This is a genomic window from Pseudomonas veronii, assembly GCF_002028325.1.
GTDB lineage: Bacteria > Pseudomonadota > Gammaproteobacteria > Pseudomonadales > Pseudomonadaceae > Aquipseudomonas > Aquipseudomonas veronii.
The window spans coordinates 4263885-4282885 of the sequence record NZ_CP018420.1 but is presented as its reverse complement, the minus strand read 5'-3'; the positions used below and the strand labels follow the sequence as shown (position 1 = coordinate 4282885).

At 61.5% G+C, this 19001-nt stretch carries 19 protein-coding genes, 1 tRNA gene and 1 pseudogene; 12 read left to right on the top strand and 9 right to left on the bottom strand.

Features of this window, described 5'->3' with window-relative positions; genetic code table 11:
* Nucleotides 1–4: 4 nt before the first annotated feature.
* On the top strand, nucleotides 5–466 hold the full coding sequence (locus PverR02_RS19355) for a TlpA disulfide reductase family protein (RefSeq protein ID WP_017848023.1): 462 nt from the start codon (nucleotides 5–7) through the stop codon (nucleotides 464–466).
* Nucleotides 467–581: 115 nt separating this feature from the next.
* On the opposite strand, the gene PverR02_RS19350 is transcribed toward PverR02_RS19355, so the two are convergent.
* From PverR02_RS19350 to PverR02_RS19335, 4 genes are all read right to left on the bottom strand, one after another.
* Entirely contained in the window at nucleotides 582–986 is a 405-nt protein-coding gene (locus PverR02_RS19350; RefSeq protein WP_079444182.1) for an META domain-containing protein, read from the bottom strand.
* Nucleotides 983–1423, bottom strand: a complete 441-nt coding sequence (locus PverR02_RS19345) for a hypothetical protein (protein ID WP_079444181.1) — start codon at nucleotides 1421–1423, stop codon at nucleotides 983–985. Before PverR02_RS19345 ends, PverR02_RS19350 begins: the two co-directional genes overlap by 4 nt.
* A gap of 71 nt (nucleotides 1424–1494) precedes the next feature.
* Nucleotides 1495–2484 carry a 2-hydroxyacid dehydrogenase gene (locus tag PverR02_RS19340; protein ID WP_057004413.1) on the bottom strand — a complete coding sequence of 330 codons (990 nt, stop codon included), beginning with the start codon at nucleotides 2482–2484 and terminating at the stop codon, nucleotides 1495–1497.
* Nucleotides 2485–2556: 72 nt separating this feature from the next.
* Nucleotides 2557–5310 carry a response regulator gene (locus PverR02_RS19335; RefSeq protein WP_046382920.1) on the bottom strand — a complete coding sequence of 918 codons (2754 nt, stop codon included), beginning with the start codon at nucleotides 5308–5310 and terminating at the stop codon, nucleotides 2557–2559.
* Nucleotides 5311–5514: 204 nt separating this feature from the next.
* Between PverR02_RS19335 and PverR02_RS19330 the strand changes: the two genes are divergently transcribed.
* Both PverR02_RS19330 and PverR02_RS19325 read left to right on the top strand, forming a co-directional pair.
* Nucleotides 5515–6243, top strand: a complete 729-nt coding sequence (locus tag PverR02_RS19330; protein WP_079444180.1) for a response regulator transcription factor — start codon at nucleotides 5515–5517, stop codon at nucleotides 6241–6243.
* Nucleotides 6230–7600, top strand: a complete 1371-nt coding sequence (locus PverR02_RS19325; protein ID WP_079444179.1) for a sensor histidine kinase — start codon at nucleotides 6230–6232, stop codon at nucleotides 7598–7600. Before PverR02_RS19330 ends, PverR02_RS19325 begins: the two co-directional genes overlap by 14 nt.
* Nucleotides 7601–7603: 3 nt before the next feature.
* Here PverR02_RS19325 and PverR02_RS19320 read toward each other — a convergent pair whose 3' ends face one another.
* Nucleotides 7604–8119: a DUF2062 domain-containing protein gene (locus PverR02_RS19320; protein ID WP_017848016.1), complete on the bottom strand. Its 516-nt coding sequence runs from the start codon at nucleotides 8117–8119 to the stop codon at nucleotides 7604–7606.
* A 147-nt stretch (nucleotides 8120–8266) separates the two neighbouring features.
* On the opposite strand from PverR02_RS19320, the gene PverR02_RS19315 reads away from it, so the two are divergent.
* The 8 genes from PverR02_RS19315 to murB all read left to right on the top strand — a co-directional run bounded on the left by PverR02_RS19315 (nucleotide 8267) and on the right by murB (nucleotide 15110).
* On the top strand, nucleotides 8267–10480 hold the full coding sequence (locus PverR02_RS19315) for a DNA internalization-related competence protein ComEC/Rec2 (RefSeq protein WP_079444178.1): 2214 nt from the start codon (nucleotides 8267–8269) through the stop codon (nucleotides 10478–10480).
* 109 nt (nucleotides 10481–10589) lie between these two features.
* Nucleotides 10590–11225, top strand: coding sequence for a MotA/TolQ/ExbB proton channel family protein (locus tag PverR02_RS19310; protein WP_046382924.1), 636 nt, complete (start codon nucleotides 10590–10592; stop codon nucleotides 11223–11225).
* Nucleotides 11222–11650, top strand: coding sequence for an ExbD/TolR family protein (locus PverR02_RS19305; RefSeq protein WP_046382925.1), 429 nt, complete (start codon nucleotides 11222–11224; stop codon nucleotides 11648–11650). Before PverR02_RS19310 ends, PverR02_RS19305 begins: the two co-directional genes overlap by 4 nt.
* Nucleotides 11650–12660, top strand: a complete 1011-nt coding sequence (gene lpxK / locus PverR02_RS19300; RefSeq protein WP_079444177.1) for a tetraacyldisaccharide 4'-kinase — start codon at nucleotides 11650–11652, stop codon at nucleotides 12658–12660. Before PverR02_RS19305 ends, lpxK begins: the two co-directional genes overlap by 1 nt.
* A gap of 23 nt (nucleotides 12661–12683) precedes the next feature.
* The gene (locus tag PverR02_RS19295; RefSeq protein WP_003174668.1) at nucleotides 12684–12869 is read left to right on the top strand and encodes a Trm112 family protein; all 186 of its coding nucleotides are present in this window, start codon (nucleotides 12684–12686) and stop codon (nucleotides 12867–12869) included.
* Nucleotides 12866–13630, top strand: coding sequence for a 3-deoxy-manno-octulosonate cytidylyltransferase (gene kdsB, locus PverR02_RS19290; protein ID WP_017848011.1), 765 nt, complete (start codon nucleotides 12866–12868; stop codon nucleotides 13628–13630). The genes PverR02_RS19295 and kdsB overlap by 4 nt, the downstream gene beginning before the upstream one ends.
* Nucleotides 13630–14094, top strand: a complete 465-nt coding sequence (locus PverR02_RS19285) for a low molecular weight protein-tyrosine-phosphatase (RefSeq protein ID WP_017848010.1) — start codon at nucleotides 13630–13632, stop codon at nucleotides 14092–14094. Before kdsB ends, PverR02_RS19285 begins: the two co-directional genes overlap by 1 nt.
* Nucleotides 14091–15110 carry a UDP-N-acetylmuramate dehydrogenase gene (gene murB, locus PverR02_RS19280; protein ID WP_079444176.1) on the top strand — a complete coding sequence of 340 codons (1020 nt, stop codon included), beginning with the start codon at nucleotides 14091–14093 and terminating at the stop codon, nucleotides 15108–15110. The genes PverR02_RS19285 and murB overlap by 4 nt, the downstream gene beginning before the upstream one ends.
* 74 nt (nucleotides 15111–15184) lie before the next feature.
* On the opposite strand, the gene PverR02_RS19275 is transcribed toward murB, so the two are convergent.
* On the bottom strand, nucleotides 15185–15856 hold the full coding sequence (locus tag PverR02_RS19275; protein ID WP_057004407.1) for a Bax inhibitor-1/YccA family protein: 672 nt from the start codon (nucleotides 15854–15856) through the stop codon (nucleotides 15185–15187).
* A 152-nt stretch (nucleotides 15857–16008) separates the two neighbouring features.
* Here PverR02_RS19275 and PverR02_RS19270 point away from each other — a divergent pair.
* Nucleotides 16009–16099, top strand: a tRNA-Ser gene (locus tag PverR02_RS19270).
* A gap of 88 nt (nucleotides 16100–16187) precedes the next feature.
* Here PverR02_RS19270 and PverR02_RS19265 read toward each other — a convergent pair.
* From PverR02_RS19265 to PverR02_RS19250, 3 genes and pseudogenes are all read right to left on the bottom strand, one after another.
* Nucleotides 16188–16529: a site-specific integrase gene (locus PverR02_RS19265; RefSeq protein WP_424801389.1), complete on the bottom strand. Its 342-nt coding sequence runs from the start codon at nucleotides 16527–16529 to the stop codon at nucleotides 16188–16190.
* 47 nt (nucleotides 16530–16576) lie between these two features.
* A pseudogene (locus PverR02_RS19260) lies at nucleotides 16577–17138 on the bottom strand (hypothetical protein).
* Nucleotides 17139–17810: 672 nt separating this feature from the next.
* The gene (locus PverR02_RS19250) at nucleotides 17811–18803 is read right to left on the bottom strand and encodes a hypothetical protein (protein ID WP_079444175.1); all 993 of its coding nucleotides are present in this window, start codon (nucleotides 18801–18803) and stop codon (nucleotides 17811–17813) included.
* Between the last annotated feature and the right edge of the window lie 198 nt (nucleotides 18804–19001).

The following is a 19001-nucleotide window of genomic DNA, read 5'->3' as shown; positions in this document are numbered from 1 at the left end:
CCCCATGACAAGGCGACTGATCGGTGCATTGGCGATCATCACAACCCTGCTGCTCAGCGGCTGCGGTAATGACTACGGCGTTGACCAATATGGCCAGAAAGTGGCGGCCGAACGCCTGGACAAGCAATGGCTGGTGGTCAACTACTGGGCGGAATGGTGTGGCCCGTGCCGCACGGAAATCCCGGAGCTCAATGCCTTGGCGGAACAGCTCAAAGGGCAGAACGTCGGCGTGTTCGGGGTCAATTTCGACAATGTGCAGGGCGCGGAACTGAAGGAAGCCAGTGACAAGCTGGGCATCAAGTTCACCGTGCTGGCGCAGAACCCGGACGGGATCTTTGATATTCCACGCAGCGAAGCGTTGCCGGTGACTTACATTATCGACGACAAGGGCAAGGTGCGTGAGCAGTTGATGGGCGAACAGACGGCACAAGGCGTGCTGGCCAAGCTCAAGGCCCTGCGCGGTTGAACATGTGGGAGGGGGCTTGCTCCCGATGGCGGTGTGTCAGCCAACATATTCGGTACTGACATAGCGCAATCGGGAGCAAGCCCCCTCCCACAGTTAGATCCCATTGAGCCTGCTATCAGCCTTCTTCCAGCCACAGGCGAATAGGCTTGCCTTCGGCCGGCCAGAAGCGGGTCTGCTCGATCGGCGAGATGTCCCAGCGCTCAACGCCTTGCAGGGCCTGGAAGAAGCGGTGTTCCTGCTCCATCAGGGCGTCGCCGCAGAGTTTGCGCGTACTGCCGATCTTGCCGAAGCTGAGTTTGTCTCCCTCCACGGTGTACGGTGCAAACCAGTGGTTGCACCCGCCGTTGCCGTAGGCGCGCCCATCGGCGCCCAGAGTGACACTCAGGTGCGCGTAATCCATCAGCGGCCGCTCACCGATCCATTCCACCACGTAGCTGTGATCCCGCTCGAGCTTTACCGCATCACCGGCGCAGCCCATCAGGCCGGCACCGACGGCGGCCAGCAGAAGCAGGCCTTTCATTGCGCGGCCTTCTGGCATTTCGGGCAGCGGTGCTTGGCGCCTTCGCTGGCCCAGCCCAACTCGGCAATGCGCGCATTGGCGGCCGGTTGCAGCGCTTCCTTGGTCAGCTTGGTCTCCACCGCGAATTCAAACTCCAGCACGGCCTCGCAGCTGTCGCAGTTGACCTTCCAGGTGTGAATCTCCAGCTCGCCGAACTTCGGCCCTTGGGCCATGGCGACCCACTGACCCGCCGGGCGGATGGAGTAGCGCGCGTCGCCTTCGACGGTGAGGCGCATCGACAGGGTTTTACTGCCGCGCAGGGTGACGATCAGTACGTCGCCATGCTTGATCGAACCACCGTTGCCGGTGACCTGATAGCGGCCCGGCACCAGGGCGCGGCATTCGATCAGGGTGTGTTGCGGGCTCAGCAAGCTGAAGCGGAAATCGTGTTCGGCCATGGTTCCTCCAAATAGGCGCGGCATCCTAGCACGCGCGCCTGCGGATCATGCGCCTGGTATGTGACCGCTGATCATCCGTCGACACGATTCTGCGCCCGGCCATCGGCCCAGGCCGCAATGTTGGCCAGGGTGGTCTCGGCGATCGCCGCCAGGGCCTCGCGGGTGAGAAATGCCTGGTGCGCGGTGATGATCACGTTGGGGAACGTCAGCAGGCGTGCGAGCACGTCGTCCTGCAGGGGCAGGTCGGAGCGGTCCTCGAAAAACAGCTGGGCTTCTTCTTCATACACATCCAGCCCCAGGTAGCCGAGTTGGCCGTCCTTGAGCGCTTCGATCAGCGCAGGGGTGTCCACCAGGCCACCGCGCCCGGTGTTGATCAGCATCGCGCCGGGCTGCATCTGCGCCAGGGAGCGGGCGTTGATCAGGTGCTTGCTGTCGGTGGTGAGCGGGCAGTGCAGGCTGATGATCTGCGCTTCGGCCAGCAGCTCGGGCAGGCTCACATAGCGCGCACCGAGCGCTTGGACCAGCGGGTTGGGGAACGGGTCGTAGGCCAGTAGGTGGCAGCCGAAACCGGCCATGATCTTGGCGAAGGTGGCGCCGATCTGCCCGGTGCCGACCACGCCGACGGTCTTGCCGACAAGGTCGAAGCCGGTCAGGCCATGCAGGCTGAAATCGCCCTCGCGGGTGCGGTTGTAGGCACGGTGCAGGCGCCGGTTCAGGGCGAGAATCAGCGCCACGGCATGTTCGGCGACGGCATGAGGCGAATAGGCGGGCACACGCACGATGGTCAGGCCCAGGCGTTTGGCAGCGGCGAGGTCGACATGGTTGTAACCGGCCGAGCGCAGCGCGATCAGGCGGGTGCCGCCCGTGGCCAGGTGCTCGAGCACGGGCGCGCTGAGGTCATCGTTGATAAACGCGCAGACCACTTCGTGGCGTTCGGCCAGGGCCACGGTGTCGAGGGTGAGCCGGGCGGGCTGGAATTGCAGTTCCAGGCCGGGCGGCAGCGACACGCCGAGAAAACTGTCGCGGTCGTAGGTCTGGCTGCTGAAAAGAATGACGCGCATGAAAAAGCTCCCTGCAATGTACGTTTTGGTAACGCGGACCCTGTGGGAACGGGCCCGGCGTTGTAAAAAATCTCAGGCGCTGACCCGCGCTTCACTGGCCAACCGGGCAATGGCCATGTCCAACTCGTCCAGCGCGGCCATGGCCTTGGCGTCGTCCTGCTTGAGCAGGGTTTCGGCGCGTTGGCAGGCGGCGCGCAGTTGCGGTACGCCGCAGTAGCGGGTGGCGCCATGCAGGCGATGGACGCGTTCGATCAAGGCATGGTTGTCATTGGCCTCCCGGGCGAGGGTAATGGCCAGGCGGTCGGCTTCGAGGGAGGCGAGCAACATGGCGAGCATGTCCGCCGCCAGGTCCGCCTTGCCCGCGGCCAGCCGCAGTCCTTCCTCGTGGTCCAGCACCAGCAATCGCACGCCTGGGCCGAGGCCTTCGGTCGGGCGCTCCGGCCCTTGGTTGCGCAGGGCCAGGCCGGTCCATTTCAGCACCACCTGGGCCAATTGCCGCTCGCTGATGGGTTTGGTCAGGTAGTCGTCCATGCCGCTTTGCAGCAGCGCACGCTTTTCGTTGGCCATGGCGTGGGCGGTGAGGGCCACCACCGGCAGCGGTGTACCGTGGCGCTCGCTTTCCCACTGGCGAATCGCCTCGGTGCTTTGACGACCGTCCATGCCGGGCATCTGCACGTCCATCAGCACCAGGTCGAAGGTTTCCTGCTGGACGGCATTGATGGCCGCATAGCCGCTTTCCACGGCCTGGACCTTGGCGCCCATGTCTTCCAGCAGGGTTTGCACCAGCAACAGGTTCGCCGGGTTGTCATCCACGCAGAGCACCCGCGGCGCGCGGCTGGACAACGGTTCACCCGGTTCGCAGCGCGTGGGGCGCGGGCTGATCAGGTCGGTCAGGGCGCGGCGCAGCTTGCGCGTACACGCGGGCTTGGCCTGCAACTGGCTGTTGGGGTTGGGCACCGACGGGCTGAACAGCATTTGCTCGGTGGTCGGGCACAGCACCAGCACCTTGCAGCCCAGGTGTTCGAGGTCCCACAGATGCTGGTTGAGGCGCTCGGGCGGGAGGTCATTGGCGGTGACGCCGAGTACTGCCAGGTCGATCGCCTGTTCGGTCTGATGCGCGCCGGTGATGCCGTTGGTCAGGCTTTCCAGGGTATTGAACGGCGTAACATCCAGGCCACAGTCTTCGAGCTGGTGTTGCAAGGCCTGGCGCGCCAGTTCGTGGTTTTCCAGCACGGCCACGCGGCGGCCGAGCAGCGGCGCGCAGGGCAGGTCTTCGACGTCGTCGCGGGTCTTGGGCAGGTTCAGGCTGATCCAGAATTCCGAGCCTTCGCCCGGTGTGCTGTCGACGCCGATTTCGCCGCCCATCTGCTCGATCAAGCGCTTGGAAATCACCAGGCCCAGGCCGGTGCCGCCCGGTTGGCGCGACAGCGAGTTGTCGGCCTGGCTGAACGCCTGGAACAGCGCGCGCACGTCCTGGTTGGACAGGCCGATGCCGGTGTCCTGCACGCTGATGCGCAGTTGCACACTGTCTTCTTGTTCATCCTCGATCATCGCCCGGGCCACGATGGTGCCTTCGCGGGTGAACTTGATCGCATTGCTGATCAGGTTGGTCAGGATCTGCTTGAGGCGCAGCGGGTCACCCACCAATGCCAGCGGCGTGTCGCGGTACACCAGGCTCACCAGTTCCAGCTGTTTGGCATGGGCGGCGGGGGCGAGGATGGTCAGGGTGTCTTGCAGCAGGTCACGCAGGTTGAAGGGCACGCTGTCGAGTACCAGCTTGCCGGCTTCGATTTTCGAGAAATCGAGGATCTCGTTGATGATGCCCAGCAGGTTATCGGCGGACTTTTCGATGGTGCCCAGGTAATCCAGCTGGCGCGGTGTCAGCTCGCTTTTTTGCAGCAGATGGGTGAAACCGAGGATGCCGTTGAGCGGGGTGCGGATTTCGTGGCTCATATTGGCCAGGAACTCCGACTTGATGCGACTGGCCTCCAGGGCTTCCTTGCGCGCCAGGTCCAGCTCGATGTTCTGGATCTCGATGGTTTCCAGGTTCTGGCGCACGTCTTCGGTGGCCTGGTCGATGCTGTGCTGCAGTTCTTCCCGAGCGTTCTGCAGGGTCTCGGCCATGCGGTTGATGCCTGAGGCAAGTTGGTCCAGCTCCTGGCTGCCCAGCGCCGGCAAGCGGGTTTCCAGGTTGCCGTCCTTGAGTTGGGCCACGGCTTGCTTGATCTGGCCGATCGGCGAATTGATGGTGCGGCTGATGCGCAGGGCCAAGGTCGCCGTGCAGATCAGACCGATGGCGATCAGCAGCAGGCTGGCGAACAGGCTGCGATAACCGCGCAGCAACATACCGTTGTGGGACAGTTCCACCTCGACCCAGCCAAGCAAGCGGTCGGATTCATCGGGAATCAGCTCGCCGGCAAGGTTGCGATGACGGCCAAACACCGGCAGCAGATAGCGCGTGGCGTCGTTACCGGTGCGCTGCAACAGGTGCGAGCTGTTACCCACCGGCGGCTGGTTGAGCATGGTCGGGCCGGCGTGGGCCATCGACGAGCGGTCCGGCGCAAGGAAGGAAACGGCGCGCACGTCCTGTTGTTCCAGGGATTGGGTGGCGATGCGTTCGAGCAGGTCGGCGTTCTTGCTGCTCAGCGCCGGAGCCACCAGTGGGGCCAACTGCTCGGCGATCATTTCGCCACGTTGCAGCAACTGGGATTGCAACTCCGAGAGCTGCATCCAGGTGAAATAGCCGCCCAACAACAAGGCCATCAGACTGGTCGGTAATAAGGTCAGCAACAGTACGCGGCCTTTTATCCCCATTCTTCTAAGCACGCCACTCTCCTGCTACCACGTTGTGATCGATCGCCCGTGCAGGCATCCGGCCCGCACCCCTGCGCAGTGTAGCCATTTGCGCGGCGTGGAATCTTGCAAATTAATGACAGCGGGCAATCTTCGGGCCATTTGGCGCGACGTGGTGATTGCCTGGCGCGGGGGAATCTTGAATAATCAGTGATTGAGAATGACTTGCAGGCGCTAATGAATCCCGTGGAAGTTGGTCTACCCAGTATCCTGACCATCGAAGATGACCCCGTGCTGGGCGCCTATGTCCACGAGCATCTGGGGCGCTGTGGCTTTCAGGTCACGTGGTGTCGGAACGGCCAGCAAGGCCTGCAGATGGCCCGCGAGCACGTCTTCGACGTGGTGTTGATGGATATTCTGCTGCCGGGGCTGGACGGGCTGTCGATCCTCACGCATCTGCGCCAGAGCCATGCGGTCCCGGTGATCCTGGTGTCGGCCCTGGGCGCCGAAGCCGATCGCGTGAACGGCTTTCGCCTGGGTGCGGACGATTACCTGCCCAAGCCGTTCAGCATGATCGAGTTGCGCGTGCGTATTGAAGCCATCCTGCGCCGGGTGGCCCTGGATCGCCGTGCGCCGCTGAGTTTGCCGCCCGTGCGCGACGACGCCCGGAGCCTGCGTTTTGACGATGAACTGTCCGACATCTTCTACCAGCAGCAGTGGGCCGGGCTGACCCGCAGCGAGTACCGCCTGCTGCAGACCTTGCACAACAACGGCGAGGAAGTGCTGAGCAAAGCCTTCCTTTATCAGCACGTGCTGCAGCGCGGTTATGCGCCCCATGACCGCAGCCTCGATATGCATATCAGCCAGATTCGCCGCAAACTCAAGAGCATCGGCTATAGCGAGCGTGAAGTGCGTACCGTCTGGGGTAAGGGCTATGTGTTGAGCGGTCACGATGACGGCCTTTGAGGGAGGCTTGAAACGTCTGCCGGGCAGGCACTCGTTATTCTGGAAGTTGGCCTGCCTGCTGATTGCCTTCTGCTTGTTGATGATCTGGCTCAGTTGGTCCTGGGGTCGGTACATGGAGCAGCAGAACGCTTATCTGTCCGACACCTCCCGCGAGATTCTCAGCGGTTATGCGGCGGGAGCGGAGTTGGCCTGGAGTACCCAGGGCGCTAACGGCGTGGACGCCTGGTTGCAACTGATGGCTGCGCGTGAGCGCACCTGGATCGGCGTGATCGGCAACGACCTGCAATCTCTCGCCAGCACGCCGTTGACCGACAAGGAAAGCCAGCGCCTGACTTTTCTGCGCGGCCTGGACTGGCCGGTCAGCCGCCACGCCAAAGGCCTGCCATGGTTGAAAATCCCGTTTCCCCTGGACCCCAGTGTCGGCTCGCTGGTGATCGAGTTGCCCCAGCGCTTTATGCCGGGGCGCTACCAACTGTTCTGGCGGGTGGTGACCAATGGCGTGATTCCCGGTCTGTTTACCCTGTTGTTGTGCATCGGCCTGTACCGGCTGCTGATCATGCCGCTCAATCAACTGCGCGAGCAGGCCAACGCCTGGCGTGCCGATCAATTGAACACGCGGCTATCCCACGATGCCACCAGCCGCCAGGATGAATTGGGCGAGCTGGGGCGGGCGTTTGACCATATGTCCGAGCGGTTGCAGGGCACGGTGGTATTGCAGCAACAGCTGTTGCGGGACATGTCCCATGAACTGCGCACCCCCCTCAGCCGTTTGCGCGTGGCCTGTGACAGCGAGCAGGATCTGGCGCAACTGCGTGAACGGCTGGGGCGGGAGATCGACGTCATGCAGCGTCTGGTCGAGGACAGCCTGCAATTGGCCTGGTTGGACACCGAGCGGACGCCGCTGCCTGTCGAAGACATTCAGGTTCAGGCGCTGTGGGACATGCTCAAGGACAACGCCTGTTTCGAAAGCGATTGGCCAGCCTCGCGGCTGCCATGCCGGCTGGGGCCGGATTGTTGGGTACGCGGCAATCTGAACGCCCTGGCCCAGGCGCTGGAAAATATCCTGCGCAACGCCATACGGCATTCACCTGCGGGCGGTGTCGTCAGCCTCGATGGGCGCCGTGATGGCGCATATTGGCACCTATGGCTGGAGGATCAGGGCGGGGGTATTGATGAACGCGATCTGGAGCGGATCTTCGCGCCGTTCATCCGCCTGGACGGCTCACGGCCTGGCGACGGTGGCTTCGGGCTGGGGTTGAGCATCGCGCGCAATGCGGTGCAACGTCAGGACGGCAGCTTGTGGGCGGAGAATACCGGCCAGGGCTTGCGTGTGCATCTGCGTTTGTGCGCAGCCTAGGGCTCAAGCGCGACGCAGTTTGCGTTTATTCCATTGGTGCGCGACCCACCAGCGCCAATAACCCATGGTCAGGCAATAGGCCAGCGCGCCCAACACCACACCCAGTACCAGCGAGCCGAGCAGGAACGGCTGCCACAGCGTGCTCAACTGACCGCTGATCCACTCCCACGTCAGGTCGTCGGGCAGGCTGCGCGCCGGCACGTTCATCAGCCAGGCGCCGGTCATGTAGGTACACAGGAACACCACTGGCATGGTGATCGGGTTAGTCAGCCACACCAGGCTGATGGCAATCGGCATATTGCCCCGCACCGTGATCGCCAGCACCGCCGCCAAGAGCATCTGCAAGGGGATCGGGATAAACGCCGCGAACAGGCCTACCGCCATGGCGCGGGCTACCGAGTGCCGATTCAGGTGCCAGAGGTTCGGGTCATGCAGCAAGGTGCCCAGAAACTGTAATGACTTGTGTTCCCTGATACTGGTGGGGTCGGGCATGTACCGTTTGAATAAGCGCCGGGGCATAAGGGGTCCAGATCAAGTCGAGGGGCAAGTATGCGCGCATTCTATAAACAGAAAATTCAGACTTTGTGACAAAACATCATAGGCTGCGGCCGGGGGCCAGCTAAGACTGAATGGATCACGTCAAAGGAATGATCCATGAGGACAGGGATGTTCGCGCTTGCACTCGGGCTGCTTGCGCTGCGATTTCTACCCGCACTGCCGTCTGCCGGGATGCTGTTGGCCCTGGCAGTGGTGGCGTTGATGCTGCTGCCGTTTCGCACTTATCCGCTGGCGTTTTTCCTGTTCGGCTTGTGTTGGGCATGTGTGAGCGCGCAGTGGGCGCTGGATGACCGCTTGCGTCCGATGCTCGACGGCCAGACGCGTTGGCTGGAGGGGCGTGTGAGCGGGTTGCCGCAGCAGACTGACAGCGGCGTGCGTTTCGAACTGAGCGACAGCCGGTCGCGCAACGCCCGCTTGCCCGCGCGCATTCGGCTGTACTGGCACGGTGGCCCACCGGTACGCAGCGGTGAGCGTTGGCGCCTCGCGGTGACGCTTAAACGTCCGTCGGGCCTGCTCAACTTCCATGGCGTCGACCATGAAGCCTGGCTGCTCGCCCAGCGCATCGGTGCCACCGGCTCGGTAAAGGACGGCGAACGCCTGGCGCCGGCCCGCAATGCTTGGCGCGACGCGGTCCGTCAGCGCTTGATGGCGGTGGACGCCCAAGGGCGCGAGGCGGGGCTGGCGGCCCTGGTGCTGGGGGGCGGCTCCGGGCTGACGGCCGACGACTGGCGTGTCTTGCAGGACACCGGCACGGTGCATTTGCTGGTCATTTCCGGCCAGCACATTGGCCTGTTGGCGGGGTTGATCTATGCGCTCGTCGCCGCTCTGGCGCGCTACGGCTGCTGGCCGCGCACCTGGCCGTGGCTGCCGTGGGCATGTGGCCTGGCGTTTACCGCGGCGTTGGGGTACGGCCTGCTGGCGGGGTTCGGCGTGCCGGTGCAGCGCGCCTGTGTAATGGTGGGGCTGGTGTTGCTGTGGCGTTTGCGTTTCCGTCATCTGGGCATCTGGTGGCCGCTGTTGCTGGCGTTCAATGGTGTGCTGATCCTTGAGCCCTTGGCCAGCTTGCAGCCGGGGTTCTGGTTGTCCTTTGCGGCCGTGGCGGTACTGGGGCTGACGTTCGGCGGTCGGTTAGGCCGCTGGAGCGCTTGGCAGGCATGGACCCGTCCGCAATGGTTGATAGCCATCGGTCTTTTCCCGGTGTTACTGGTGCTGGGTTTGCCCATCAGCCTCAGTGCGCCGCTGGCCAATCTATTTGCGGTGCCGTGGATCAGCCTGGTGGTGTTGCCCCTGGCCCTGCTCGGGACGGCATTGCTGGCGGTGCCGTTCGTGGGCGCGGGCTTGTTGTGGCTGGCGGGTGGGGCGCTGGACGGCTTGTTCAACGCCCTGGCGCTGCTGGCGGGGCAATTGCCCGCGTGGATACCGGCCGAGGTGCCCATGGGTTATTGGCTGGTTAGCCTGGTCGGTACGGTGTTGCTGTTGCTGCCCAAGGGTGTGCCGTTTCGGTTGCTCGGCTGGCCGATGCTGTTGTTGGCGGTGTTCCCGCCGCGCGAGCCGGTGCCCCACGGGCAGGTGGACGTACTGCAGCTGGATGTCGGGCAGGGGCTGGCGTTGATCCTGCGCACCCGCCATCACACCTTGCTCTACGATGCCGGCCCGCGCTCCGGGGCGGTCGATCTCGGCGCGCGGGTGGTGTTGCCGTCGCTGAAGAGGCTTGGGGTAGACGCTCTGGACATGATGTTACTGAGCCATGCCGATGCCGATCATGCCGGCGGTGCGGCGGCTGTCGCCCGTGGGCTGTCGATCAAACGGGTCGTCGGTGGTGAAACTGAAGGGTTGCCGGCGCTTCTCGACACTCAGCCTTGTATCAGCGGTGAACAATGGGCGTGGGACGGCGTGTCCTTTGAATTGTGGCAATGGCCAGACGCAGTTGATGGCAACCCCAAATCCTGTGTATTGCACGTACAGGCCAATGGCGAGCGCCTGCTGCTCACCGGCGATATCGATCGCGCCGCAGAGCAGGCGTTTCTGGCCTCGGCCCTGGCGGTGCCGACCGATTGGCTGCAAGCCCCTCACCATGGTAGCCGCAGTTCGTCATCCTGGCCGTTTCTGCAGCGGCTGGCGCCGAAGTCGGTGCTGATTTCCCGAGGGCGCGGCAATGCGTTCGGTCATCCTCATCCACAGGTGGTGGAGCGCTATCAAGCGTTGGGAGCGCAGGTGTATGACAGCGCCGAACAGGGCGCGGTACGTTTGCGATTGGGCGCCTTCGCGCCACCGATTGTTGCGCGCAGTCAACGCCGCTTCTGGCGAGAAGCGCTACCGTAACCGCACGTTACCAATGGCCGAAGCCTGTGATCGGCGGGTCGTGGGTCGACGAGCCCCGCTGCCTGACCTATATGGTAAAGTGGCGCACTTTTTCGAGGGGACATTCACTGTGTGGGAATTGGTCAAATCCGGCGGCTGGATGATGTTGCCGATCATCTTGAGCTCCATCGCCGCACTCGGCATCGTTGCCGAACGCCTGTGGACCTTGCGCGCCAGCCGTGTCACACCCGAGCATCTGCTGGGGCAGGTCTGGGGCTGGATCAAGAACAAGCAGCTCGACAAGCAGAAACTCAAGGAACTGCGTGCCAATTCACCCCTGGGTGAAATCCTCGCGGCCGGGCTGGCCAACTCCAAGCATGGTCGCGAGATCATGAAAGAGTGCATCGAAGAGGCCGCCGCGCGGGTCATCCATGAGCTGGAGCGTTATATCAACGCCCTCGGCACCATCGCCGCCATGGCACCGTTGCTCGGCCTGCTGGGCACGGTACTGGGCATGATCGATATTTTCAGCTCGTTCATGGGCTCGGGCATGAGCACCAACGCCGCGGTGCTGGCCGGTGGTATCTCCAAGGCCCTGATCACCACGGCAGCGGGCCTGATGGTCGGTATTCCCTCGGTGTTCTTCCACCGTTTCCTGCAACGCCGGATCGATGAGTTGGTGGTCGGCATGGAGCAGGAAGCCATCAAACTGGTGGAAGTGGTGCAGGGCGACCGTGACGTGGACTTGGTCGGGGACAAAGCGTGAAATTTCGCCGCAAGCAACGGGAAAATGTTGATATCAACCTCGCGTCGCTGATCGACGTGGTGTTTATCCTGCTGCTGTTTTTTGTCGTGACCACCACCTTTACGCGGCAGACCCAGCTGCGGGTCGATTTGCCGGAAGCGGTCAGCGGCTCGCCGGCCGAGGACCAGGAAGTCAAGCAACTGGATATCGCCATCAGTGCCGACGGCGTGTTTTCGGTGAATAACCAGTTGCTCGAGAAGAACGACCTCAACAGCCTGATGGAAGCCCTGCAGAAAGAGTCCGGTGGCGATACCAAGATGCCGCTGTCGATCAGTGCTGATGGCAAGACCCAGCACCAGGCTGTCATTACCGCGATGGACGCTGCCGGCAAGCTGGGGTTCAGCCACTTGCGCATGAGCACCGTCGAGGCGGTGAGCCAACCCTGATGGCCATGTCCGATCGCTTGCTCAAGGCCTGGTACGAAGGCCATCCGGCGCTGACGTTGCTGCGGCCGCTGGAGTCGCTGTATCGCGCGGTGGTGCAGCGCAAGCGCGCGCGCTTCCTGGCGGGCGAGGGCGAGATCTACCAATCGCCGGTGCCGGTGGTGGTGGTCGGCAATATCACCGTGGGCGGGACTGGCAAGACGCCGTTGATCCTGTGGGTGATCGAGCATTGTCAGCGCAGAGGTTTGCGTGTGGGCGTGGTCAGTCGCGGGTATGGCGCGAAGCCACCGCAGTTGCCGTGGCGGGTCGAGGCCGGCCACGCTGCTGAAGTGGCTGGCGATGAACCCTTGCTGATCGTGCAGCGCTGCGGCGTCCCCTTGATGATCGACCCCGATCGCAGCCGCGCAGTGAAGACGCTGCTGGCCAGCGAAACCCTGGACCTGATCCTCTCCGACGACGGCCTGCAGCATTACCGCCTGGCTCGCGACCTTGAGCTGGTGCTGATCGACGCCGCCCGGGGCCTGGGCAATCGCCGCTGCCTGCCTGCCGGGCCGTTGCGCGAACCGGCGGAGCGCCTGAAGAGCGTGGATGCGCTGCTCTATAATGGCGCCGCGGCCGATCGCGAAGATGGTTTCGCCTTTCGTCTGCTGCCCACGGCGTTGATCAACTTGCAAACCGGCGAACGCCAGCCGGTCGATTACTTCCCGGCGGGCCAGCAGGTGCATGCGGTCGCCGGTATCGGCAACCCGCAACGTTTCTTCAACACCCTTGAAACGCTACACTGGCAGCCGATACCCCATGCTTTTGCCGACCATGCGTCCTACAGCGCGGAAGTCTTGAATTTCACGCCATCATTGCCGCTGGTCATGACCGAGAAGGACGCGGTGAAGTGCCGCGCCTTTGCCCAGTCCGACTGGTGGTACCTTGCGGTGGATGCGGTGCCGTCGCCAGCGTTTGTCGCCTGGTTCGACATGCAACTGATGCGTCTGTTGCCCGCCCGTCTCTTGCCTTAAACGCTTCATTCCAGGAAACACTCATGGACACCAAACTGCTCGACATCCTCGCTTGCCCGATCTGCAAAGGCCCACTCAAGCTCAGCGCGGACAAGACCGAACTGATCAGCAAAGGCGCCGGCCTGGCTTACCCGATCCGTGATGGCATCCCGGTGATGCTGGAAAGCGAAGCCCGCACGCTGACCACCGACGAGCGCCTGGATAAATGACTACAGCCTTTACCGTTGTCATTCCATCGCGCTACGCCTCGACCCGCTTGCCGGGTAAACCGCTGCAACTGATCGGCAACAAGCCGATGATTCAGCTGGTGTGGGAACAGGCCTGCAAAAGCAGCGCCGAACGCGTGGTGGTGGCCACCGATGATCCGCGCATTATCGATGCGTGCAAAACCTTCGGTGCCGAAGCGGTACTGACCCGCGAAGACCATAATTCCGGCACCGACCGCCTGGCCGAAGTGGCCACACAACTTGGCCTGGCGCCTGATGCCATCGTGGTCAATGTGCAAGGTGACGAGCCGTTGATCCCGCCGCGCGTGATCGACCAGGTGGCCGCGAACCTGGCGGCCCATGGCGAAGCGCGCATGGCGACCCTGGCCGAGCCCATCGAAGACATTGAAACGCTGTTCAACCCGAACGTGGTCAAGGTGGTCAGCGACATCAACGGCCTGGCGCTGACATTCAGCCGCTCGACGTTGCCCTGGGCGCGGGATGCTTTTGCCAGGCATCCTGACCGGTTGCCAGAAGGCGTGCCGTACCGCCGTCACATCGGTATCTATGCCTACCGTGCCGGTTTCCTGCATGACTTCGTCAGTTGGGGCCCGTGCTGGCTGGAAAACACCGAGTCCCTGGAACAACTGCGTGCCCTGTGGCATGGCGTGCGTATCCATGTCGGCGATGCTCTGGAAGCACCGCCTGCGGGTGTTGACACCCACGAAGACCTCGAGCGCGTGCGCCGCCTGCTGGGGGCCTGATGGAGGTTCTGTTTGTCTGTCTGGGCAACATCTGCCGCTCGCCCACCGCTGAAGGCGTATTGCGCCATAAATTGCGCGAAGCGGGTTTGGCTGGCCAGGTCGACGTAGCGTCCGCCGGCACGGGGGAATGGCATATCGGCAACCCACCGGATTCACGCAGCCAACAGGCAGCGCGGCAGCGCGGTTACGATCTGTCGGCCCAGCGTGCGCAGCAGGTCTCCCGCGCCGACTTTGCGCGTTACGACCTGATCCTGGCCATGGACCACAGCAACCTGCGTAACCTCAAAGCGATGCAGCCGGGGCAGGGCAAGGCCGAGCTCGACCTGTTCCTGCGCCGCTACGACTCTGAAGTGGACGAGGTGCCAGACCCATACTACGAAGGCGAACAAGGCTTTGAGCGGGTCCTGGACCTGATCGAACGAGCCTGTGATTTATTGGTGATCGAATTGAAGGGGCGGTTATGACCTTGCAAGTGCTTGCGCAGGTATCGCTCAAGCCATTCAACAGCTTCGGCATCGACGTGCGTGCCCAGCTCTTCGCCGAGGCCCACAGCGACGCGGATGTTCGCGAGGCCCTGGCCTATGCCGCCGCCCAGGCAGTACCGCTGCTGGTGATCGGTGGTGGCAGCAACCTGCTGCTGACCCGGGATATTCCGGCCTTGGTATTGCGCATGGCGACCCAGGGTATTCGGGTGCTGCAGGATGACGGCCAGCATGTGGTGGTCGAGGCCGAAGCGGGCGAAGCCTGGCACCCGTTCGTACTGTGGACCCTGGAACATGGCTTCTGCGGCCTCGAAAACCTCAGCCTGATCCCCGGCACCGTGGGCGCTGCACCGATGCAAAACATCGGCGCCTACGGAGTGGAGATCAAGGATGTGTTCGCCGGCTTGACGGCCCTGGATCGCCAGACCGGCGAGTTGCGTGATTTCAGCCTGGAAGAATGCAACTTCGCCTACCGGGACAGCCTGTTCAAACACGAAACCGGACGTTGGCTGATCCTGCGGGTGCGGTTTGCCCTGAGCCGCGTCAGCCACCTCAAGCTCGACTACGGCCCCGTGCAACAGCGCCTGGCCGGGCAGGGGATTACCGACGCCACCCCGAGCGATGTCAGCCGGGCGATCTGCGATATACGTCGGGAAAAACTGCCGGACCCCGCAGAACTGGGCAATGCCGGCAGCTTCTTCAAAAACCCATTGGTGTCCCAGGCGCTGGCCGCCGAGCTGCAGGGCTTGTATCCGGACTTGGTGGCCTATCCCCAGGCCGACGGGCAGATGAAACTCGCTGCCGGCTGGTTGATCGACAAGGCCGGTTGGAAGGGCTTTCGTGATGGAGATGCCGGCGTGCATAAGATGCAGGCATTGGTGCTGGTCAACTACGGCGGCGCCACCGGGCATGACATTGCCAACCTGGCGCTACGTATCCAGCAGGATATTGCCCAGCGTTTCAAGGTCGATCTGGAGATGGAGCCCAACCAGTACTGAGCCCTGAACAAAGCGCCCTGAAACAAAAATGCCCCGTATCTTGCGATACGGGGCATTTTTTGTACTGCTGGCAATCAGTCGTCGCGGCTCATGATGCCGAAGATCTGCAACAGGCTGATGAACAGGTTGTAGATCGACACATACAGGCTGATGGTCGCCATGATGTAGTTGCGCTCACCGCCGTGGATGATGGCGCTGGTCTGGAACAGGATGCACACGGAGGAGAACAGCACAAAACCTGCGCTGATCGCCAACTGCAGACCGCTGATCTGGAAGAACATGCCAGCGACCACTGCCCCCAGCAACACGAAGAAGCCGGCGGTGATGAAGCCACCCAGGAAACTCATGTCCTTGCGGGTGATCAGCACATACGCCGACAAACCACCAAACACCAGGGCTGTCATGGCAAACGCCGAGCTGACCACTTCCGCGCCGCCGGCCATGCCGAGGTAACGGTTAAGGATCGGGCCGAGGATAAAGCCCATGAAACCGGTCAAGGCAAACGCCGACACCAGTCCCCAGGCCGAGTCACGCAGCTTGTTGGTCAGGAAGAACAGACCGTAGAAGCCGATCAACACGACAAAGACATTCGGGTAGCCGACGTGCATCTGCTGCGCCATGAACGCCATTACGCCGCTGAATGCGAGGGTAAGGGCGAGCAAGCCATAGGTGTTGCGCAAGACGCGGCTGACTTCAAGCTGCTCAGCCTGCGCGTTACCATTCACTGCGTAATTCTGTTCGCGCATGGCGACACTCCTTCGGTTTTGAAACGTTCAGTCGCAAAGATCATAACAGACGCTCTGTAACAAGCGATGGCGAGAGTTTGACAGTGTGTTTCATTCGGGTATTATGGCGCCCGCTGAGACAGGATGGGCTGCTATAATCCTGTGATGCAAAAGGGAAATTGGCAGAGTGGTTGAATGCACCGGTCTTGAAAACCGGCGAACGTTAATAGCGTTCCCAGGGTTCGAATCCCTGGTTTCCCGCCAAGATTTACACGAAAGCCCCGCTGATGCGGGGCTTTTGTGTTTCTGGGGTTTAGGAGTGTCGGCAGTGAAGCATCTGATCGTTTCCGCTTCATTTCAGGCGGTTTCCGCAACTCCGCCAGATTCGAGATCTACGAGTCGGCTTTACGATCTCGCCAATGCGTCTGTAGACCGTCTCCGTGATGCGCTTGTCCGTGTGCCCCAGGAAGCGGCTGGCATCGCCCAGGTCTAGGATCTCGCTGGCGGCTTTCGGCCGGATATCGCGGAGTTGGAACTGGCGAATGCTCGCCGCAAGAATCCCGTCGCTTTTCTCGCGGGCTGTCGCTATCGCCCGGTCCCTGGCGTCGTCAAAGCGCAATCGCAGCATCGGCTTGGTCACCTGTCGCCCATCCTCCGTGACAATCAGGTAGGCGAACCAGAGGGTGGCGATCATGGCGTCACCCGCTTGAACTCGATCACCCAGACCTACGGGTTTGCTTCCTAGTCACCGCCGACGGATGACCAAAGCAGCTCGAAAGACTTTCGAGGGTCGGCGCTGTAGGTCTCGATTCCCTCAACGTGCCACCAGTCACCGAGTTCGGCATGATCGGTGTAGAGCCGCACGCCCTCGGCCTTGGCCTGCTCCTCGGTGATGTCCTGTAACCGCTCGACGCGCACGTCAGTGATCTCCAGCAGGGTGCGGCTGTCACGGCGGAACATGTGGATGCTTGGCTTCCAGCGGATCTGGCTGGCAGTCGGAATGCTTTCCAGGCTAGGCGGCAGGCAGTAAGGGTAGGTGGCGCCGAAGGTCAAAATGGCCCGGATCATCATTGCCGACACGAGCTCAGGTCTCGCGCACCCACAACCGCTGTCCCGGCACGCCATACGGGCAGTTGTTGCGTATTTCCTTCGGCCCGATTTCATTGCCGGAGAGCTCGCAACCGACCGTGCGGTCCATGAGTGGGAGCTTCACCGCCCGGCGCGTGACCGTCTTCCGGTCTTTCAGGATGGCGCGCACCATCGGCGCCGAGAACAGGATGGGGCGCTCTTTGATTTCAGGCAGGACTTCACCAACTGGCGCATTAGCGCCGGCTGTGTTTGAGAAGGATTAGTGGCAACATAATGGCTAGACGATTTGTCGGTTTTCTTGGGGATTACATGAAGAAAGTAGTTTTAGTGCTCTCGTTAGCTGCCTTGGCAGCCTGCAGTTCAAGTAAATCTGTTGTTACGTCGACAGATCCAAATTGGTTGCGCATAGGTGATGAGCCTGAAGGCTATCCGAGGACTTTTGTTGAGAAACTGAACGGCAACTGCTCACTGATTACCGAGTCCTGGTCCAAGGGATCTATCAAAGGCCAAAATATGTGGACTAAAGAGCAGTCTCGAAAGCCGATAGCTTGCCCTTAACCTTGCCGCTATAACGGCTGACTTTGAAGGGGGAGGGGTTACAGAGGTTTCAGCAAATCAGTTGTGCCAGTGCCAGCAGGCACTAGCAGTAGGTGGGGAGTTGGGTCATACCACAATCAGGTGGTATGACCGCAAAGCATCTTCAATTCTAGATAGCCGCAATGTTTGAAGGGCAGCCTAAGCAGCTCCTGAAGCCCATCCACCCGCTCATCCGCTGCTGTCAGGCGCTGTTGCAGGGCGTCACGCTAAGCGGTTACTAGGTCAAAGTCTTCCGCCTGCATAACAATCGCATTAGCACGCAGGCTGCATGCTTTGAATTTCACTTCGCTCATAGCTCAATACTCCCATAAATTTGAATTGTGCCGGTGCGATCGGCCTGCAAGCTGCCACCGGTCCACGCGTAGCTAAACTGGCCAATAGAAAACGGCATTGTTATGACCTGGGCACGGTAATAGACAGGAGAGGATTCTTTGCACAACAGTTGGCGCTCAACCACGTGGTTAGAACCATCGTGCGAAAAATTAATGGCAAACAAGCCAATCGATGCAGTATTGAGTTTCTCGCCGTTTTCAAACGTCACGGCAGTGGCCAGTGGGGATATGTAACCGCCGAAGTTAATGCGTGCGCCTATGCCAGGTGATCCAGGGATTGTCTGTGCAATAGGGCCGGACAGCGGAAAGTTTGGGTCTTGCACTTGTACGCCGTAGCTACCGACCGCAGCGCCGGTATCTGCAATATTCCGAACTTCCGCAGTATCGCGGTAGAAAGAGCCCAAATACACATAGTGTTCAAACCCTGGCGGCGAGGGCAGCAAGAAGTCAAACGCACCGATACCACCCGGTTCCGCCAGAGTGACAGAGCTTGTACGGTTGCCAGTAATGGTTGTGACGCGCGCAGAGAAGCGCCCAGCCTCATTGATCACGAGGCAGTCGGCTCCACGTAACGAGTCGTCAGCCCATGCGTAAGAAGTAGGTGTGACCACGTGCGCTGACGGACCCTCTCCGCCGTAAGTGAAACTTGCAACGGGGCCTGCAATTGAACCGATACGCAAAAACGGCATGAGCTTGTACTTAGCTGATGCGTCACCAGTATTCGCGCAAGCGAATAGACCGTACCAGTTACTGGCGCGCGCTGCTGACTCAACTCCAAGGTTTGAAATAAGGCTTATCTTCAACGGCCCATTGGCACCCGACGAGAATGAAGGTGCGTCGCTCTTTTTGTAGGCTCCAGCGAATCGGAAGCCTGCCATTGCGATCGAGTCTGGTACGAACACCTCAACAACTTGACCGGAATAATAGTTAAATCTGGCGCGGTTATTCATTTTCAAGTCCCTTAGTTTTGCCTTGGTTGCTTTGATAAAAATCTTCCATTTGTAAGCTCAATGACCATTGCTGAGTTTTGTTTTCTGTATGTATGGGGAGTCCTTGCCGGGCCATACCCGGGCGGCGTAATGGTGTCAATGGGGGGCGTGAGCGAAAGTTGCGACTTGTAGGAAGGTATGCGACAAAGTTTCCGGTAT

Bases quoted from the DNA above. Each gene is read 5' to 3' on its own strand.
- PverR02_RS19355 (WP_017848023.1), top strand. From the start codon at position 5: ATGACAAGGCGACTGATCGGTGCATTGGCGATCATCACAACCCTGCTG.
- PverR02_RS19350 (WP_079444182.1), bottom strand. From the start codon at position 986: ATGAAAGGCCTGCTTCTGCTGGCCGCCGTCGGTGCCGGCCTGATGGGC.
- PverR02_RS19345 (WP_079444181.1), bottom strand. From the start codon at position 1,423: ATGGCCGAACACGATTTCCGCTTCAGCTTGCTGAGCCCGCAACACACC.
- PverR02_RS19340 (WP_057004413.1), bottom strand. From the start codon at position 2,484: ATGCGCGTCATTCTTTTCAGCAGCCAGACCTACGACCGCGACAGTTTT.
- PverR02_RS19330 (WP_079444180.1), top strand. From the start codon at position 5,515: ATGAATCCCGTGGAAGTTGGTCTACCCAGTATCCTGACCATCGAAGAT.
- PverR02_RS19325 (WP_079444179.1), top strand. From the start codon at position 6,230: ATGACGGCCTTTGAGGGAGGCTTGAAACGTCTGCCGGGCAGGCACTCG.
- PverR02_RS19320 (WP_017848016.1), bottom strand. From the start codon at position 8,119: ATGCCCCGGCGCTTATTCAAACGGTACATGCCCGACCCCACCAGTATC.
- PverR02_RS19315 (WP_079444178.1), top strand. From the start codon at position 8,267: ATGTTCGCGCTTGCACTCGGGCTGCTTGCGCTGCGATTTCTACCCGCA.
- lpxK (WP_079444177.1), top strand. From the start codon at position 11,650: ATGGCCATGTCCGATCGCTTGCTCAAGGCCTGGTACGAAGGCCATCCG.
- PverR02_RS19295 (WP_003174668.1), top strand. From the start codon at position 12,684: ATGGACACCAAACTGCTCGACATCCTCGCTTGCCCGATCTGCAAAGGC.
- kdsB (WP_017848011.1), top strand. From the start codon at position 12,866: ATGACTACAGCCTTTACCGTTGTCATTCCATCGCGCTACGCCTCGACC.
- PverR02_RS19285 (WP_017848010.1), top strand. From the start codon at position 13,630: ATGGAGGTTCTGTTTGTCTGTCTGGGCAACATCTGCCGCTCGCCCACC.
- murB (WP_079444176.1), top strand. From the start codon at position 14,091: ATGACCTTGCAAGTGCTTGCGCAGGTATCGCTCAAGCCATTCAACAGC.
- PverR02_RS19275 (WP_057004407.1), bottom strand. From the start codon at position 15,856: ATGCGCGAACAGAATTACGCAGTGAATGGTAACGCGCAGGCTGAGCAG.
- PverR02_RS19265 (WP_424801389.1), bottom strand. From the start codon at position 16,529: ATGATCGCCACCCTCTGGTTCGCCTACCTGATTGTCACGGAGGATGGG.
- PverR02_RS19250 (WP_079444175.1), bottom strand. From the start codon at position 18,803: ATGAATAACCGCGCCAGATTTAACTATTATTCCGGTCAAGTTGTTGAG.